The organism is Proteus sp. CD3, from assembly GCF_008808075.1.
GTDB classification, from domain to species: Bacteria; Pseudomonadota; Gammaproteobacteria; order Enterobacterales; family Enterobacteriaceae; genus Proteus; species Proteus appendicitidis.
Genome location: NZ_CP019686.1, coordinates 2,042,904 through 2,060,560 on the forward strand (window position 1 = coordinate 2,042,904; position 17,657 = coordinate 2,060,560).

Consider the following 17,657-nt stretch of genomic DNA (forward strand, 5'->3'; position numbering starts at 1 on the left):
GGAAAGATTACGCACATTATTATTTTTTTTTAGGGAGAGGGGTTATGCCTAGCTACTCAATTATGATAGTGGATGATCACCCTATCATGAGATATGGATTACGGCTATTGTTAGAAAAAGACAAGGATTTTGTCGTAGTAAGCGAAAGTGGCAATGCTCAAGAGGCTGTAACCGCTGCAAAACAGTTAAATCCAGACTTAATTATGATGGATTTAAATCTACAAGGGCGTTCAGGTATTGATATTATTCGGACACTTCGTCGCTCTGGTTTAACATCTTATGTTCTTGTTTTATCCGTTTCTGATTCACGTAATGATGTTTACGCTGCGTTGGATGCAGGCGCAAACGGTTATCTTTTAAAAGAGTGTGAGTTAGACATGCTATTACTTAGCCTACGTAAAGCGGCTGTTGGGCATCCAGTTTATAGTGAGCGAGTGTGGCAATATATTCAGCTTAGGCAAAACTATTCTGATCCACTTTCAGCGTTGACTAAAAGAGAGTTGGATGTTCTTCATGAAGTGTCCGCAGGAATGAAAAATAAGCAAATTGCTGAGAATTTATTTATTTCTGAAGAAACAGTGAAAGTTCACATTCGTAATATTTTAAAGAAATTGCAGGTTACTTCTCGTTTAGCTGCCAGTCTTATTCTTATTAAGCATCAGTACTAAACGTATTACCCCGACACAGGGTCGGGGTAATAAGATATATCGATTTAATATTCCATTTAAGTCTATATCACGTCATCTATTACTCAATAGGTACTGGATAACTCAATACTTTGAAATGATTATCCGGTAATTTTTCGATATTTAACTGATACAGCTCTCGGTTTATTCCATTAATTACAATATCAAGTTCACTAAAGGCGGATTGTATTTCTTCATTGGTTGCCCATGAAGGAATGCCTTTCACACCATAATAAAAATAAATTTTACTTTTACCTGAGCCTATTGGCTGAATTTCTTTTATCTGACTAATAAACAGGTGACCATAACAGAAATCTTGATAAGGTTGCCACGCTCTGCGCCCCTTTTCACTGAGATTGAACACCCATTCTTCTCCATTTGCGGTTTGTTCAATCAATCCTGCCTCAACTAATGCATGCATTCTTTCTAATACCCATGGTGCATCATCTTCATTGCTGTACACAGGCCATTTCCCTTCGCCCAAACACAATAAATAATCACTGTTAAAAAAGGCCTCTAAGGCTATTTTATACTCATCAACTTTTTGGCTGTCATTTTCTTCATCTGCCCAGCTAAAAGAAGAGAGTAAAAGCAATATAAGACTCAGTGAAATACTTTTCATATTTTCTTTTACCAACGGAAATCTTTATTCGTATTTGTATTACTCTACGCTACACAATTCGTTACACTAACGTGACAGTTTAATATCCGATATATTTTATAATGTAAATAGGATTTTTCACTACAACAAAAGCTGTTATTTTGGAATTGTATAACACTCACTCTCATCAATACTAATATTACGTATTGTCATATAAGGAAAATATCATGTCCACGACGAACCTGACATATACCATGTACGGCATAAAAAATTGCGATACAATCAAAAAAGCACGTAAATGGCTAGATGATAATCATGTTTCCTACACATTTCATGATTACCGCAAAGAGGGTTTGACGGAAGCATTATTACGCACCTTTACAGAAAATTTAGATTGGCAGACACTTGTGAATAAAAGAGGAACAACTTGGCGTCAATTATCTGATGAAGAAAAAAACGCAATCACAGATGTTACCTCTGCAATCTCACTTATGTTAGATAAACCCGCCATCATTAAACGCCCTATTCTTGTGTCATCAGATAACCGCTTTATTGTTGGTTTTGATGTCAATGATTATTCGACCTTTACAGGAGCCTAATTTTTATGTCCTGCCCTGTTATTGAGCTTGCACAACAACTGATTTCGCGTCCCTCAATCAGCCCTGATGATCAAGGTTGTCAGCAACTGATTATCGATAGGCTTGCCCCTCTTGGTTTTACGATTGAAAGAATGCCTTTTGGCGAAACTGAAAATCTTTGGGCTTGCCGTGGTGGTGAAGGTGAAACACTGGCTTTTGCTGGTCATACTGATGTTGTACCAACAGGTGATCCTACTTTATGGGATAACCCGCCTTTTGAACCATCTATTCGTGATGGTCTGTTATATGGGCGCGGTGCGGCAGATATGAAAGGCTCGCTTGCCGCCATGATTGTAGCGGCTGAACGCTTTGTTCGCGCCTATCCCGATCATCGTGGACGACTCGCTTTTTTAATTACATCAGATGAAGAAGCCAAAGCTGCAGACGGTACAGTTAAAGTCGTACAATCTTTAATGTCGCGTGGCGAACGTCTCGACTATTGCCTTGTGGGTGAACCTTCAAGCCAACATCATTTAGGTGATATGGTAAAAAATGGTCGTCGAGGCTCAATAACAGCAAATTTAATTATTCAAGGTGTGCAAGGTCATGTCGCTTATCCTCACCTTGCAGAAAATCCCATTCATCTTGCCTCCCCTTTTATCCAAGAGCTAGTGAATACGGTTTGGGATGAAGGTAACGAATTTTTCCCAGCAACCACAATGCAAATTGCCAATATCCATGCAGGTACAGGCAGCAATAATGTCATTCCCGGTGAATTGTTTATTCAATTTAATTTCCGCTTTAGTACTGCCATTACAGATGCAGAAATTCGCCAACGTACAGAAGCATTATTACAAAAGCACCAACTTCGCTATCAGTTGGAATGGTCTTTATCTGGTCAGCCTTTTATTACTGGTCAAGGCAAATTGCTTGAAGCTATCCGTTACTCCGTTAAGCATTACACCAATTTAGAGCCAGAACTTTCCACCAGCGGAGGCACTTCTGATGGTCGGTTTATTGCCCAAATGGGAGCGCAAGTTGTCGAATTAGGCCCTGTTAATGCAACAATTCATAAAGTTAATGAGTGTGTTAATGCGGCAGATTTACAACAGCTTAGCCGAATTTATCAGCGGGTTATGGAGCAACTTATTTTATGATAACGCCTTTAATGCTAACTGGACGTTCTACTGATCATTTAGTCACTTTATCCGGCCAGCATCGCTTACAATTTAATGCCACTAAGGCTTTTTTAGCATTACAACAACAAGCCGCAAAAGCAGGCTTTAAATTAATGCCAGCCAGCTCTTTTCGTGATTTTAATCGCCAATTGGCGATATGGAATGGAAAGTTTGAAGGTACTCGCCCCGTTTTAGATGCACAAAGTCAGCCAATAGATATTCATGCATTATCAGACGGTGAGCGCTGTATCGCTATTTTAAAATGGTCAGCATTGCCCGGTGCAAGTCGCCATCATTGGGGCACGGAGATTGATATTTACGATCCTTTCCGTTTACCTGAAGGTCAATCATTACAATTAGAACCTTGGGAATACGAGAATGGTGGCTATTTTGCAGAGCTGAATGAATGGTTAACGGAAAATATGTCAGCGTATGATTTTTATCGTCCTTTTACTCATAAAGAGAGCGATATTGCTTACGAGCCATGGCATATCAGTTATTGGCCTCTTTCTCATGAAGCTTCTCTTGCTTACACACCTGATATTCTAAAATCTGTGTTAGAAGAAGAGAATATTTATGGTAAGCAGTGGCTATTAGCTAATCTTGACGAAATATTTGCACGTTTCATTGTTTTGCCCGAGTAAATTTTGCTTGAGTAACGTTATTTTTCATATGGGGCTTCTTGTTGATCGTTAACAGGAAGTCGCCACATAAATATCAACAAACACGCTAAGATTATCAGCAATAATATTCTGACCCAAAGCATAGACACTAGCCACAGTGAAATCGCAAACGTAATTAAGATAATTAAGATAGCTTTAGGTTTCGCCCCTTTGGGCATAGCGTGATAAGTTTGCCAATATCGTAAATAAGGGCCGAACCAAGAACGATAAAGTAACCAATAATGGAAGCGCTTTGACGAACGAGAAAAACACCATGCAGCAAGTAATAAGAAAGGTGTCGTGGGTAACACAGGCAAAATAACACCTAAAGTGGCTAATCCAACACATAACCAACCTGCTATAATCAATAATATCCGTTTCATGCTGTGCTTTCCAATCTATGCTTTATTGCGTTATTTTATAGAGTAAATAAAAAAGATCCTCATTCTCAACAACAATTTTAAAATATAAGGCTTATTTATGCACTGGTTTGCTGACTATTGGTGGGTAATTTTAATTCTTTTAGTAGGAATTATTATTAACGCTATTAAAGATATGAACAAAATCGATCCCAAGCAATTTCTTAAAAATAAGCGAAAGCTGCCTCCACATCGTGATTTTAATGATAAATGGGATGATGAAGATGATTGGCCTAAACAAAATCAAAACAAGAAGGATGAGAATAAGTAGCTAACCACTGTTGATAACGCGATGTTAATTGAGGATCTTTTTCAGCCATTAATTGTGCGCATTGTTCTCTTAATTGCTTAGTTAAGGCTTTTTTTCCTGATAAAGAAAACTCAGTCACACACTGCTCAACTGCCTTATTGTCTACAAAAAAAGCCACTAATAACAGATAGTGTTGTTCATAACCCACCAAAAAGTGAGCAACACTCTTATAAACAGTAAGCGCTGGACGATGAGCAAATGCAAAACCCGCCATCATTAACCAACTGTCTTGTGGTCTATCAATATGATTTGGTATTAAATTATCCGCCAAGCAGAGCTTAGTTTGCTGTTTTATTTGCGGATATTGCAAAGCAAAAGCACGTAAAGACGAGCGCAATAACTGTTCGCCTTTTTCTGTTAGTGGATAAATTGCCATTGCCGCGTAACATCCACTGCTTGCCTCTTTATGAACCCCAAGCCGTACTATTTGAAAGCCACATTGCATCCAAAACTGTGCTAACACTTCGGTATAACCAAAGCTCACCGAAAGATAATCAATAGCCTGTTTTTGGCTCACTTTGACAATATCAGCAATTAAATTTGCAGCAATTTTTTGGCGTCGATATTGCGGTAAAACCGCAATACGGCTAATACGCAATGAGTTTAAACACATTGCATCGGGCGTTAAACCATAAGTGACCAATGATTGAGCAACCAGATTGCCTCTAGGTCTACGAGTACCTAACCAGACATCATGAGCAAGTTCGAAAGGTAATCCCCCTTCTTCGATACACCACACCGCACCCACGATTTTTTTATTAATTGATGCAGACCAATAACGCTGTTTTTGACCATCAAGTAAACGTCGTAGATCAAGTGGGGTTGTTCGATAATGCGCACTAGTAAGTAGCTGATAAAAATCATGTAGTTGTGAAATGTTATTATGCCAATTTCCTTGAAGCTGGTGGATATCGATTTCACCTTGTTGCTGACAATCAAAATCGTACTCAGGTTCATCAAGCAATAACAACTGATTTAACCAATTTTCTAATGGGCAATTTTTAGCCCAACGAATGGGGGTTTTTAATTGATAGGTACGCAAATTAGGAATATTGTCTCCTAACTTCAGCATAAAACCTCGGCCTGTTCCTTCATAGCCTTGTACCGTGGTTGTCATTAATACATTAGGAAAATAGCCACATAGCGCTTCTAGCTGTGCAATAGGCAGAGAAGCTGCCTCATCAATAATCAGCCAATCACTGTGAATTTCGTTATTTATACACAGCGCTAATAAATTATCAGGAGAGCAAAATGAAATAGCTTTACTGGTGTGTGAAGATAAAACATCTGTAATATTTTTAGCCGGCGCGCATACCAGTACATTTCCTTGATATTGCTCGATAAACATTCCTGCTAACGCTGACTTTCCTCTGCCTCTTGGTGCAATAACACTCCAAATACCTGATGTTGATAATAGCAAATTATCTAAAATAGCTTGCTGCTCTGCGGTTGGTTTACCTTGTGGAAGCGTCCAAGATTTAGCTTTTTCAATCAATGGGGGAAAATGAAATGGCGTTGATTGTTGCCAGACAATGGCGTGATCATCATTTAAAGTGATGTTTTTTAGCCATGCCATAAAATTTGGTGTTGAAAGCACGCCTTGAGCATCATTCCAGCGCTGACTATCGTTATCGATATAACTGTCCCAACATTCAATCTCCGGCAAGCACAAAATCAATACACTGCCTGCTTTTAATGTGCCCGCTAACATGGCTAACGCATCAGTATTAAATCCCTCATTAGCATCAAAAACCGCATGTAGAAACTCACGCCCTAATAGGCGAATAGCATGTTCAGGCAAAATAGCATCAGGTTGATTGGACGAAATAGTGACCCAATCACCTTGGCATAATTGAGTCATTTGCTGGATCTGTGCCGTTTGCCATGCAGATTCACCCGCTAATAGCAGTAATTGGCGTTGCCCTAATTGAGCTAATTTTTGCTGATATTGATGTAAATGGGAAAATGGCACAGCTAGGATTTACCGATTAACAATGAAAGAATACCCGCTGCAATTAATGGCCCAACAGGTACACCACGGAAAAGTGCAACACCAATGACGGTTCCCACTAATAAACCAGCAACCGTTGAAGGCTGGTTATTCATTAAAGAAACGCCCCGTGCACCTAACCAAGAAACCGCGATACCTATTGCAATTGCCAGCAGTGATTTCCAGTTTAAAAATGAGTTAAGAACTTCTTGCCCTGAAATACGCCCAGTTGCTATGGGGGTCATTACCCCAATAGTCAAAATTAAGATCCCGATGGTCATGCCATATTTTTCAACAACAGGAAAATATTGATTTAGAGGCGTGATTTTAATCACTAACAAAGCAAGCATTGCCAACGTTACAGTCATATTATGACTAATAATACCAAGCCCCGCGAGAACCAGCAAAATTAATAGTGAGGGATCAACGTTACTCATGTTTGTTCCTAAGCCTTTCTCTTTATAGCGTTAATTATCTTTTATTTACCGTCGAATGGTATTAGTTCAAAGACGAAGAAGCAAATGTATCGCAAGATTTAATGCTGCCACTGTTATAGCCTCTCATAAACCAAGTCTTGCGCTGTTCTGCAGTGCCGTGTGTAAAACTATCAGGCACGACATAACCCTGCTGTTGCTTTTGTAATTTATCATCACCTATCGCTTGTGCCGTTTTGATCGCTGTTAATAAATCGCTTTCATCAATACGACCTTCACCTGCAATAAAATGTCCCCACATTCCAGCAAAACAGTCTGCTTGTAGCTCTAATTTTACAGATAAACGATTTGCTTCTGCTTTTGATCGCGCCATTTGTTGTTTTTCACGCATTTGATCAGTGATACCTAATAAATGCTGAACATGGTGCCCTACTTCATGTGAAATCACATAACCTTGAGCAAATTCACCACCACCACCTAGGCTATGTTTCATTTCATTATAAAAAGAGAGATCGAGATAAATTTTTCTATCCGCGGGGCAATAAAAAGGTCCCATTATTTTCGTACCTGTACCACATTGCGTTGTGGTGCTGTTGGTATATAAAACGAGTTTAGGATAGCTGTATTGTTTGCCTGCTTGTGCAAAAATAGTTTGCCAAAAATCTTCTGTGCTGGCTAAAACGACACTACTAAAATCTGCAGCTTCATTATAAAGGGCGCTTTGTTGTTCGTTACGTTGTGGCGATTGTCCGGTTTCACCCGTTAATGAGTTAAAGTCAAATCCCATAAAACTGGCTATCACTAAAACAATAATAATCACAAACCCATATTTAGTGCGTAGCAAAAGTGCAATTAATCCTAATGGGAGATTACCACCGCCTGATGCGGGAGAAGATTGCCCTCTTCTATCTTCAACATTGTCACTTCTTCGGCGATCATTCCAACGCATAACTTATCCCCATAGTTTAAATAGACGACTTTAGCTTTATTATGAACAAATTTATCACTTGATTTGAGATAATAACAAATAATTGCAATCTCTATTCCCTATTTTTTAAGAGCAAGATAATAGAGACTATCAGAGTAAGATGACACCCGTTGTCACAACGAAAAAATAAGCATCGTAAGGAATTAAATCTGCTTTTTTAACGATTTCATAATAGAATTCTTATTTCTTGCCTGTGTATTTTCCTTCACTAATAAATAGATAATTTAATGACTCGAACCCAACGTTTACTCACTTTATTGCAGATTTTAAAAGAAAATCGCTATCCGATCACGGCAGAAGTATTAGCTGATAAATTACAAATTAGTGTCAGATCTATTTATCGTGATATTGAATCTTTACGTAATCAAGGTGCTGAAATCACAGGTGAAGCAGGTATAGGTTATCAGCTAAAATCAGGCTTACTCCTACCACCATTAACCTTTGATATTAATGAACTCGAAGCGCTTATTTTAGGATTACGTTGGGTGGAAAGTAATACAGATAAAGAATTAAGTCACTCTGCATTACGAGCAATTAATAAAATCAATGCCGTGGTAACAACACAGCATCAAACTTTACTTGAACAAAATACATTATTTGTTCCCACAAACCGAATTATTGAAGTTGATCATACCATTGCTAAAGATATGCGTTTTAGTTTACGCGAAGAAAAAAAAGCCAAAATAGATTATCAAGATGCTCAAAAACAATTAAGCACTCGAATTATTTGGCCAATTGCTGTGGGTTATTTTCAAGATTCGCAAGTGATTGCTGCATGGTGTGAATTACGCCAAAGCTATCGCCATTTTAGGCTCGATAGAATTATCTCTTATGAAGTATTAAGTGAGAATTTGCCTTACCCTAAAAACTATTTACTCTCTCGATGGAAAAAAGAGATCCTCAAAGAGGCTCCTGACAAAAACTGACGCACCGTTTGCGTAATATCTTCCTTGCTGTCTCAGTTTAAACAACATCATATTAATCAACACAGTAAGGAAACATCATGAGTGAACTTATTTTTTATACTAATACAATGTCTCGCGGTAACACAGTGGAGCTTTTCTTAAAAATGCTAGATGTGCCTTATCAGCGTGTTGAATTAGAATATGGCGAACCAATGCGTACCCCTGAATATCTTGCGATTAATCCAATGGCAAAAGTGCCTGCTCTCGTTGATGGTGACAATATAGTCACTGAAACAGCAGCAATTTGTGCTTATTTAGCCGATAAGTTTATTGAAAAAGGATTTGCGCCTGCTTTAAATTCGCCAGAGCGTGCGGCTTATTATCGTTGGTTCTTTTTTACAGCAGGTCCTATTGAATCCGCATTTACGGTAAAAGAGCTTGGTATGGAGCTTAATGAAGAACAGCAAAAATCATCTGGTTTTGGTTCTTTTGAACGTGCTTTTCATTGCTTAGAAACCGGCTTAGACAGCGCAAAACCTTATCTTTGTGGCAAAAATCTAACGGCGGTTGATGTTTATGTCGGTTACTTCCTTATATTTTTATGCAAATACGCACTTATTGAGCCGACACCATTAATTAATCAGTATCTTGATAACCTTGCACTTAATAATGAAATAAAACAGTTATTAAAAAGTTTAGGATTACGATAAATTTTTTATGATTAAAAATCATTCAATCAAGCTAACTGCATAGCTGCTTAATTATGTTCTTTAATACATTCCATTTAAAACGTGATATTTAAAACGCGATATTAAAAAAAAGGTCAGTTTTTAAGCTGACCTTTTCTAATTACATCAAGTTTGGCTTGACGTAATCGTTTGCGTATTTAGTCTAAAGAAACACCGATTCGACGTGCAACTTCTTCGTATGCTTCAATTAATCCGCCTAAGCTTTGACGGAAACGGTCTTTGTCCATTTTATCTAAGGTATTTTTATCCCATAGACGGCTTCCATCAGGAGAGAATTCATCACCTAATACAACTTTGCCATGAAATAGACCAAACTCAAGTTTAAAATCGACTAAAATAAGCCCTGCTTTATCAAAGAGTTCGCTAAGGACATCGTTTGCTTTATAGCTCAAACGTTTCATTTCTGCGAGGTTTTCTTTAGACACCCAACCAAAGGTTTCACAGTAAGATTCATTGACCATAGGATCATGACGCGCATCATCTTTTAAGAATAAATCAAAGATTGGTGGATTTAAAAGTGTACCTTCTTCAATACCTAAACGTTTGACTAATGATCCCGCTGCACGATTACGGATAACGCATTCAACAGGTACCATATCGAGTTTTTTTACTAGCACTTCATTATCAGAAAGCAAACGTTCCATCTGCGTTGGGATACCCGCTTCTTCCAGTTTATTCATAATGAAATGGTTAAATTTGTTATTTACCATTCCTTTACGATCAAACTGTTCAATACGTTGGCCATCTAACGCTGATGTATCATTTCTGAATTCAAGGATAAGAAAATCAGAAGATTCAGTGGCATAGACCGTTTTGGCTTTTCCACGATACAACTCAGCTTTTTTCTGCATCTGACACACTCCAAAGATGTGATAGGTTTAACAAGAAATTTGCTTCCCATACTCTACTCTAGATCAGATAAAAAAGCTTTTAAAACGTGAGTACTATCACTAAAAAATCTTAGAGGCAACGCACGGCTCACAACGTTTTGTTGTTGAAAACTACCAATAAAAGAGTCGTTTGATAAAATCAGGATATATAAAATAGAAAAAGTCAGAATAAGAATAGATTATATCACCGCATTATTTCTATTTTTAGATGATATTATTAGTAAGCATTAGATCTGTTTCAGATTACATCTATTTTGAGTAATTAATAATAAAAAACCAGATTAATTTCTTTTTATTGAAAGTTAATCTGGTTATCAATGTTAGCATCAATAAATTTTAATAACTTATTTCTTATCTATTTTTATATTTAAAAAATGCATGTTATCTCTTAATAACATCATGCTTAATTAAATAATAAAACAATAGATCTCATAAGCAAACCAACCTAATAAAGCGCCAGCAGGTAAATCAATTAAGTAATGTTGTTTCGTAAACATGCAAGATAATGCAATAAATAATGGGAATAAGAAAACCCATGGACCTAAAGTTGCATAAGCAAGGCATGCTGTGAGTGTTGCAACGGAAACATGCATACTTGGGAAGCAGTTTGAAGAGTCATCAAAATACTGAACAAATTTAAGAAATTTCTCTGACGCTGTTTTTCCTGGGTTTAAGGTGCGCCAATGTGCTGGGGTTGCAACAGGGAACACAACAAAGAAAAACATTTGCATGACGAGCAAAACAATATAACTAAAAACAATCATAATAAATTGTCTTGAGTCTTGAATGATCCAATTGAGATATAAAATTGCAGGATAATATAAGAAGCTATAGATCCATGACCACCATGGCCAGAAAGGAATTTTCTCATCAATTGGTGAATTAATAACTTTCACTTCTCTCAATGTATATCGTTGAGTAAAAAAATAAAATTGATAAACACCTACGATAAGTATCCCACTTAATATCAAGTGAATAATCATATCACCTGCACTCATAAATACCTCTTTATATAGTCAGCAAATGCTTTGTTATTTTTATTTAAGAATAAGAATTGACGCAATATTGCATAAATTTAAGCGTATTGCATTAAGATTAATATTATTAATAATAATTAAATTAAACCCTATCATTAAAAGAGCATTCAATTAATGACGTTTAATTTAGATTAATACCATTATGTTTAGATCATAAAAAAGCCGCACAACATTTATTGTGCGGCTTCTCGTATTTTTAAAGAAAAATACTTATTTTACCGGTTTACTGAAAGCAGCTTTCAGCGCAGCAACCATTTGATCATTTTGTGATTGTGTTAATGGTTTACCTTTATCACTGATAAATTGTAAACTACTGCGGTTATTTAAATCGCCGACTTGTAATTTATAATCAGCTTCTTCAACCGTTGGTCTATCAACACCTAACGCGCTCCAGTTTGCACTGCTCATTCCTTTATAGGTTACTTCAATTGAACCTTTAGAACGTGTGCGATCGCCCATCTTCATACCAACACTTTCTAATGCGATAGGTAATCTATCCCAAACCACATCAAATGGTGCACGAACGATAATCACTGGAAGACCTGCATTATCACTGCCACTTTGGACATCGATAATACCTTGTAAATTACTACTTGCCGTATTTTCGCTTAAATTACGCATACGGTTTAAGCCATCAACCAATTCGTTAAGCATTAAAATATTGTAACGCTTCACTTCAGCCGGATCAGTCATTTCAGTTTCGCCTTGGCGTAAACCTTCGTTAGTCACTGTTAACGAAATAACATTACCTGACTGAGCAATCACTAAACGCTGACGTGTTTGGAAAGGTACGTTTTCATCAGCACGCAACCATGTGATCCAATCAGTATGAAGCTCTTTTTGTCCCGCATCACTTTTAACAATCGCAACACCTTTCTCTTTTAAGATAGCGTTAACTTGCTCATATAGTGTTGTATTTTCAGGTGAGTTTGGTAATAACAAACGGCTGTTATCTGCATTATTTTCACTGCGTGAACCACTTAACAGATTCAATGCTTGAGTTGGTGGACGAATATCAAGCGCTAAACCAACAGGTTCAGTTTTTTTAGGGGTTGGAATGTCATATTCCCCATTTTGCAAAGGCAACACCATACCCGCCGGAATCGCTAAATTCTTTAGCCCTGCCGTCTCTAAATAAGACTCATCACCACTGACCTGACGTTTATAGCGCTGATCACTTGAACAGGCTGCCAGTAAAACCACCAGCGACAGACCCGCGACTTTCATAATCTTTGATTTATGCAATAGTGTTGCCATTAAAATTCCCTAAGTTTTACAGTATTCCCGCTGTTAACAGCGCTTTCTCAACAATTTGCTGACCTGATGATGTCAACGGAGTCATAGGTAAGCGCAATGTGGCGTCTTCAATCAATCCAATACGTTGACACGCCCATTTAGCTGGGATTGGATTAGGTTCAACAAATAACTGATGATGTAGATCCATCAGACGTCGATTAAGTTCACGCGCTTTCGCAAACTCACCCGCATTTGCTAATCGACATAATTCTACCATCTCTGACGCAGCAACGTTAGCAGTAACCGAAATAACACCATGACCGCCAAGTTGCATAAAGTCTAATGATGATGCGTCATCGCCACTTAATAAGATAAAACTATCATCATTAACCAACTCTTGGATTTGACTAACACGACTTAAGTTCCCTGTCGCCTCTTTAATTGCCACAATATTATCCAACTTGGCTAAACGTGCAACTGTTACAGGCAATAAATCGCATCCAGTACGACCCGGTACATTATACAGGATTTGTGGTAATTCGGTGCTTTCAGAAATCGCTTTAAAGTGCTGATATAATCCTTCTTGTGAAGGTTTATTATAATATGGCGTCACACTTAAACAACCTGCAATACCTTTATTTTCAAACTGTTGTGTAAACCAAACTGCTTCAGATGTTGCATTAGCGCCTGTACCAGCAATGACAGGAATACGCCCATCTGCCATATCTAATGTCATTAAAACGACATCAACATGCTCATCGTGACTTAATGTTGCAGATTCTCCTGTTGTACCGACAGAAACAATGGCTGCACTGCCTGCCTTAACATGATAATCAACTAATTTACGTAAACTAACCCGGTCAACGTTGCCTTTTGCGTCCATTGGCGTAACCAATGCCACCATACTGCCTGTAAAATTAAATTCGTTATTCACCATAATCATTGCTCCGAGATAGACGTATACTCAATGGTACTCATTCATTGCTCTATTGAAAACTACTTAACTCTAGGTTTCTAATGAAATTTGCTAATATTCTTTGATGTGAATTAAAGAGATATAATAATTGAAGATAGTGAGCAAGGGATCTTGGCAGAAATCGAAATTTGTGTTTACCTGTTAAGAATAAACTGAAAGTCAAAAGGAACCTTATTTTGCCCATACCTGATAAACATTTTCTCGTCATTACTGCATTAGGTGCTGACCGTCCTGGTATTGTTGATACCATTACACAACTAGTCAGCCAATGCGGGTGTAATATCGAGGACAGCCGACTTGCGATGTTTGGTCAAGAGTTTACGTTTATCATGCTACTTTCAGGTGGCTGGAACGCTATTGCGCAATTAGAAGCGTTATTGCCCATTAAAAGTGCGGAACTGGATTTATTGACCGTAATGAAAAGAACCACCAATGGTGCGCCAATTACTTATCCTTCAACAATCGCAGCGAAAGTTGATATTGAAGATGCACCCGGTATTGTAGAACGTTTTACTAATCTATTTAGCCAACATAATTTTAATCTTGCTGAATTAATATCTAAAACACATCCATCAGAAGATGGCTCTCCTGCCCGTTTAGAAATACAAATTACGGCGCATAATCCATTAGATGATCATGGTATTGTTATTAATGAGAAATTTAATCAATTATGTACAGAGCTGAACGCTCAAGGCACAATTAGTATCGTAAATAGTCTGATGATGAAACAGTAAAAATGGAGAATGACCTAATGAACCCATTAAAAGCCGGTGAAAAGGCGCCTCAATTCAGTCTGCCCGACCAAGATGGAGAAACAATTAATTTATCTGATTTCGCTGGCCAACGTGTGCTCGTTTATTTTTACCCTAAAGCAATGACTCCGGGTTGTACAACCCAAGCATGTGGCTTACGTGATGAAATGGATGCGCTAAAAAAAGCCAAAGTTGAAGTATTAGGTATCAGCACAGATAAATCAGAAAAACTTTCCCGTTTCGCTGAGAAAGAGATGTTAAATTTCACGTTGCTTTCAGATGAAGATCATAAGATCGCAGAAGAGTTTGGTATCTGGGGAGAAAAGCAATTTATGGGAAAAACTTACGATGGCATTCATCGTACAACATTCTTAATTGATAAAAATGGTGTTATCGAACACGTATTTGATAACTTTAAAACCAGTAATCACCATCAAGTCGTTCTCGACTATCTCGCTCAGCATCCATAATAAATGCTTCGATTGATAAAATAACAGACAGCTTACACTGTCTGTTTTTCTATCTATCTTTTATTACTGCATTCAATGCTGTACTTAGTTTTTCTTGATATGTTGCTCATTCGCAATTTCATCGGGTAAGGCATGCAATACTGCTTTTATCAGCGTTGCTAATGGAATAGCAAAGAAAACGCCCCAGAATCCCCACATTCCACCGAATATAATCACTGATAATATAATAACTAAAGGGTGCATATTTACGGCTTCAGAATACAAAATGGGTACTAATAAATTGCTATCTAATCCTTGAACAACAAGATAAGCGATAAATAACGCCCAGAAATCAGAGCCTAATCCCCACTGAGATAATGCAATCACAATAACTGGGATCGTTGCTAAAACAGCACCAACGTAAGGCACTAAAACAGAAACACCGACGATAACAGCAAGTAATACAGAGTAGCGTAAGTCAAAGAAAGCAAATACAAAATAAGTGAAAATGCCCACAATTATCATTTCTGTGACTTTACCACGAATATAGTTGGTAATTTGCTGGTTAACTTCAATCCAAACTTGTGCTGCCAATATTCTGTTTTTGGGTAAAACACGACGAACCGCATTAAGCATCTGTTGCTTATCTTTAAGTAAGAAGAACGTCATTAAAGGGACAAGAATAAGATAAATCGACAGTGTAATAATGCCGATTAACGAAGCTAATGACACTTTTAATACAGATTCAGCCACCGTTGAGAACTTGCTACGTAAGTTTTCTGCCATCATATCAACGATGCCAGCATCCATTAATGCAGGGAAACGATCGGGTAATTCACGCGCAAATGCATTGAACTTATTGATCATATTTGGGATATCTGAAATCAGTGTCATCCCCTGTTGCCACACAGTTGGCGCTAAAATCAAAATAACAATGGCACTAATACCGATAAAGAGTGTCAGAATTATCGATACTGCCCATATACGAGCGCATCCTAATTTTTCAAGTAAATGAGTTGGCCACTCTAAAAGATAAGCAAGCACAATTGCCACCAATAAAGGAGCAAGTATGCCACTGAAAAAATACAGAATTGAAAAGCCGGCAATCAAAATGACCACAAGAGCGATAACTTGTGGATCAGCAAATCGGCGTTTGTACCATTGAACAAGCAAGTCCAGCATGAAAATAAAGATCCTTTATAATAATCAGAACAATAGAGCTATATGTATTCATTTACATAAGCAATAATCTTTTGACAGATTTTACGTTAGGTTTTGCTATCATACATCATTAATTATTAATTATTCGTTAAGATAGCCATCAGGATACAGTTGTATGAAACTCAGACTTAAAAAACCCTTAGTCGCGCTTCTTGTTTCTGCGTTGCTATCAACATCAGTAGTGCCAGCGCATGCTGCGATTGATATTGAAGACTCTTTACCTGATATGGGAACTACCGCAGGCTCTACATTAAGCATCAATCAAGAAATCGCTATGGGTGATTACTATACTCGCCAACTGCGAAATAGTGCACCATTAGTTTTTGACCCATTACTCTCTAACTATATTAATAATTTGGGGCAAAAACTTGTTTCTAACGCCAGCTCAGTCAAAACTCCTTTTCACTTCTATTTAGTTAACAACCCCAATATTAACGCCTTTGCATATTTTGGCGGAAACATTGTTTTGCATTCTGCTCTCTTTCGATATAGCCAGACAGAAAGTGAATTAGCCTCTGTAATGGCTCACGAAATCACACACGTTACTCAACGACATTTAGCGCGAATGCTTGAAGACCAAGCTAAAACAACACCACTCGCACTTGCTGGCGTATTGGGTTCTATTCTGATATTTATGGCAAATCCCAATGCCGGTCTTGCTACCTTTACGGGAAGTATGGCGGGTATGCAACAAAATATGATCACATTCACGCAAATGAATGAGCAAGAAGCAGACCGTATCGGAATACAGACACTCTATCGTGCAGGATTTGATCCCAAAGGGATGCCTGATTTTATGCAAATTCTTGCTGACCAAGTACGATATAGCTCTAAACCGCCTGAAATGTTATTAACGCACCCCTTACCCGATAGCCGCTTATCCGATGCAAGAAGCCGAGCAAGTCAATTTCCTGCTCGACAGGTTCCACAGTCAGCTAACTTTCTGTTTGCTAAAATGCGTGTCTTAACCATGCTGACGAAAAACCCAACATCTGAGAATGCATTACAAACGGTACTTGATCAGTTTAAGCAAGGTACTGATCTTGAAAAGTCGGCCGCAAATTACGCGCTAATACTGATCTATTCTCGTGATCGTAAATTTGATGAAGCAAGAAAACTGCTCACCCCGATGTTAGAAAAAGAGCCTAATAATATTTGGCTTATTGATGCAATGACAGATATCGATTTAGAACAAAATAGAGCCGGTGATGCAGTTGCAAGATTACAACTCGCATTAAAACAAAACCGCAGCAACAACGTCATTATTGCCAATTTAGCGAATGCATATATGCATAATAAGCAATATAACGAAGCTAACCGCCTACTTTATCGTTATACCTTTGATAACCCAAATGATCCTATTGGCTGGCAATTAATGGCAGAAAATTCAGCCAAACAGGGTGATAGAGCACATGAATTAGCCGCTTATGCGGAAGATTTAGCACTTAGAGGTGACTTTGAAACAGCGATCCGTTACTTAGGTGATGCAAGTAGACAAGTTAAACTGGGTAGTAATGATCAAGCTCGCTTTGATGCTCGCATAGACCAATTAAGAAAAATTCAGCAAAGAGACAGTCAATTTAAATAAGGGACAAC

At 37.9% G+C, this 17,657-nt stretch carries 20 protein-coding genes; 10 read left to right on the top strand and 10 right to left on the bottom strand.

Annotated elements, in window-relative coordinates; genetic code table 11:
- Positions 1 to 44 precede the first annotated feature (44 nt).
- Positions 45 to 668 carry a response regulator gene (locus BTA34_RS09315; protein ID WP_069368881.1) on the top strand — a complete coding sequence of 208 codons (624 nt, stop codon included), beginning with the start codon at positions 45 to 47 and terminating at the stop codon, positions 666 to 668.
- Positions 669 to 747: 79 nt separating this feature from the next.
- On the opposite strand, the gene BTA34_RS09320 is transcribed toward BTA34_RS09315, so the two are convergent.
- Positions 748 to 1,308 carry a hypothetical protein gene (locus tag BTA34_RS09320; RefSeq protein WP_100160343.1) on the bottom strand — a complete coding sequence of 187 codons (561 nt, stop codon included), beginning with the start codon at positions 1,306 to 1,308 and terminating at the stop codon, positions 748 to 750.
- Between the two features lie 206 nt (positions 1,309 to 1,514).
- Here BTA34_RS09320 and BTA34_RS09325 point away from each other — a divergent pair, with 206 nt between their 5' ends.
- From BTA34_RS09325 to BTA34_RS09335, 3 genes are read left to right on the top strand one after another with little or no spacing between them, the layout of a single operon-like run.
- Complete coding sequence (locus tag BTA34_RS09325) at positions 1,515 to 1,886, top strand: ArsC family reductase (RefSeq protein ID WP_151435402.1); 372 nt, start codon at positions 1,515 to 1,517, stop codon at positions 1,884 to 1,886.
- Between the two features lie 5 nt (positions 1,887 to 1,891).
- Positions 1,892 to 3,022, top strand: a complete 1,131-nt coding sequence (gene dapE / locus BTA34_RS09330; RefSeq protein WP_151435403.1) for a succinyl-diaminopimelate desuccinylase — start codon at positions 1,892 to 1,894, stop codon at positions 3,020 to 3,022.
- Positions 3,019 to 3,687, top strand: coding sequence for a M15 family metallopeptidase (locus BTA34_RS09335; RefSeq protein WP_151435404.1), 669 nt, complete (start codon positions 3,019 to 3,021; stop codon positions 3,685 to 3,687). Before dapE ends, BTA34_RS09335 begins: the two co-directional genes overlap by 4 nt.
- A gap of 17 nt (positions 3,688 to 3,704) precedes the next feature.
- On the opposite strand, the gene BTA34_RS09340 is transcribed toward BTA34_RS09335, so the two are convergent.
- On the bottom strand, positions 3,705 to 4,088 hold the full coding sequence (locus BTA34_RS09340) for a DUF454 family protein (protein ID WP_151435405.1): 384 nt from the start codon (positions 4,086 to 4,088) through the stop codon (positions 3,705 to 3,707).
- A 97-nt stretch (positions 4,089 to 4,185) separates the two neighbouring features.
- Between BTA34_RS09340 and BTA34_RS09345 the strand changes: the two genes are divergently transcribed.
- Positions 4,186 to 4,395 carry a YpfN family protein gene (locus BTA34_RS09345; RefSeq protein WP_036936107.1) on the top strand — a complete coding sequence of 70 codons (210 nt, stop codon included), beginning with the start codon at positions 4,186 to 4,188 and terminating at the stop codon, positions 4,393 to 4,395.
- Here the strand turns inward: BTA34_RS09345 and BTA34_RS09350 are convergent.
- The 3 genes from BTA34_RS09350 to BTA34_RS09360 all read right to left on the bottom strand — a co-directional run bounded on the left by BTA34_RS09350 (position 4,358) and on the right by BTA34_RS09360 (position 7,807).
- Entirely contained in the window at positions 4,358 to 6,406 is a 2,049-nt protein-coding gene (locus BTA34_RS09350; protein ID WP_151435406.1) for a tRNA(Met) cytidine acetyltransferase TmcA, read from the bottom strand. The two genes, BTA34_RS09345 and BTA34_RS09350, sit on opposite strands and share 38 nt — an antisense overlap.
- 2 nt (positions 6,407 to 6,408) lie before the next feature.
- Positions 6,409 to 6,861, bottom strand: a complete 453-nt coding sequence (locus BTA34_RS09355; RefSeq protein ID WP_006533030.1) for a DUF441 domain-containing protein — start codon at positions 6,859 to 6,861, stop codon at positions 6,409 to 6,411.
- Between the two features lie 61 nt (positions 6,862 to 6,922).
- Positions 6,923 to 7,807, bottom strand: coding sequence for a neutral zinc metallopeptidase (locus BTA34_RS09360; RefSeq protein WP_151435407.1), 885 nt, complete (start codon positions 7,805 to 7,807; stop codon positions 6,923 to 6,925).
- A gap of 266 nt (positions 7,808 to 8,073) precedes the next feature.
- On the opposite strand from BTA34_RS09360, the gene BTA34_RS09365 reads away from it, so the two are divergent.
- Positions 8,074 to 8,772 carry a helix-turn-helix transcriptional regulator gene (locus tag BTA34_RS09365; RefSeq protein ID WP_151435408.1) on the top strand — a complete coding sequence of 233 codons (699 nt, stop codon included), beginning with the start codon at positions 8,074 to 8,076 and terminating at the stop codon, positions 8,770 to 8,772.
- A 77-nt stretch (positions 8,773 to 8,849) separates the two neighbouring features.
- Positions 8,850 to 9,461, top strand: coding sequence for a glutathione S-transferase family protein (locus BTA34_RS09370; RefSeq protein ID WP_151435409.1), 612 nt, complete (start codon positions 8,850 to 8,852; stop codon positions 9,459 to 9,461).
- Between the two features lie 176 nt (positions 9,462 to 9,637).
- On the opposite strand, the gene purC is transcribed toward BTA34_RS09370, so the two are convergent.
- The 4 genes from purC to dapA form a co-directional block, all read right to left on the bottom strand.
- A complete protein-coding gene (gene purC / locus BTA34_RS09375; RefSeq protein ID WP_088495303.1) occupies positions 9,638 to 10,351 on the bottom strand; it encodes a phosphoribosylaminoimidazolesuccinocarboxamide synthase in 714 nt (237 codons plus the stop codon).
- Positions 10,352 to 10,797: 446 nt separating this feature from the next.
- Positions 10,798 to 11,388, bottom strand: a complete 591-nt coding sequence (locus tag BTA34_RS09380) for a phosphatase PAP2 family protein (RefSeq protein ID WP_151435410.1) — start codon at positions 11,386 to 11,388, stop codon at positions 10,798 to 10,800.
- A gap of 249 nt (positions 11,389 to 11,637) precedes the next feature.
- Positions 11,638 to 12,684: an outer membrane protein assembly factor BamC gene (gene bamC / locus BTA34_RS09385; protein ID WP_151435411.1), complete on the bottom strand. Its 1,047-nt coding sequence runs from the start codon at positions 12,682 to 12,684 to the stop codon at positions 11,638 to 11,640.
- Positions 12,685 to 12,700: 16 nt separating this feature from the next.
- Positions 12,701 to 13,600 carry a 4-hydroxy-tetrahydrodipicolinate synthase gene (dapA, locus tag BTA34_RS09390; protein WP_151435412.1) on the bottom strand — a complete coding sequence of 300 codons (900 nt, stop codon included), beginning with the start codon at positions 13,598 to 13,600 and terminating at the stop codon, positions 12,701 to 12,703.
- Between the two features lie 215 nt (positions 13,601 to 13,815).
- Between dapA and BTA34_RS09395 the strand changes: the two genes are divergently transcribed.
- Together BTA34_RS09395 and bcp are read left to right on the top strand one after the other, a co-directional pair.
- Complete coding sequence (locus BTA34_RS09395) at positions 13,816 to 14,373, top strand: glycine cleavage system transcriptional repressor (protein WP_088495300.1); 558 nt, start codon at positions 13,816 to 13,818, stop codon at positions 14,371 to 14,373.
- A gap of 17 nt (positions 14,374 to 14,390) precedes the next feature.
- Positions 14,391 to 14,861, top strand: a complete 471-nt coding sequence (gene bcp, locus BTA34_RS09400; protein WP_151435413.1) for a thioredoxin-dependent thiol peroxidase — start codon at positions 14,391 to 14,393, stop codon at positions 14,859 to 14,861.
- An 84-nt stretch (positions 14,862 to 14,945) separates the two neighbouring features.
- On the opposite strand, the gene BTA34_RS09405 is transcribed toward bcp, so the two are convergent.
- Positions 14,946 to 16,022, bottom strand: a complete 1,077-nt coding sequence (locus BTA34_RS09405) for an AI-2E family transporter (protein ID WP_151435414.1) — start codon at positions 16,020 to 16,022, stop codon at positions 14,946 to 14,948.
- 154 nt (positions 16,023 to 16,176) lie between these two features.
- On the opposite strand from BTA34_RS09405, the gene BTA34_RS09410 reads away from it, so the two are divergent.
- Complete coding sequence (locus BTA34_RS09410; RefSeq protein WP_151435415.1) at positions 16,177 to 17,649, top strand: tetratricopeptide repeat protein; 1,473 nt, start codon at positions 16,177 to 16,179, stop codon at positions 17,647 to 17,649.
- Positions 17,650 to 17,657: the final 8 nt, after the last annotated feature.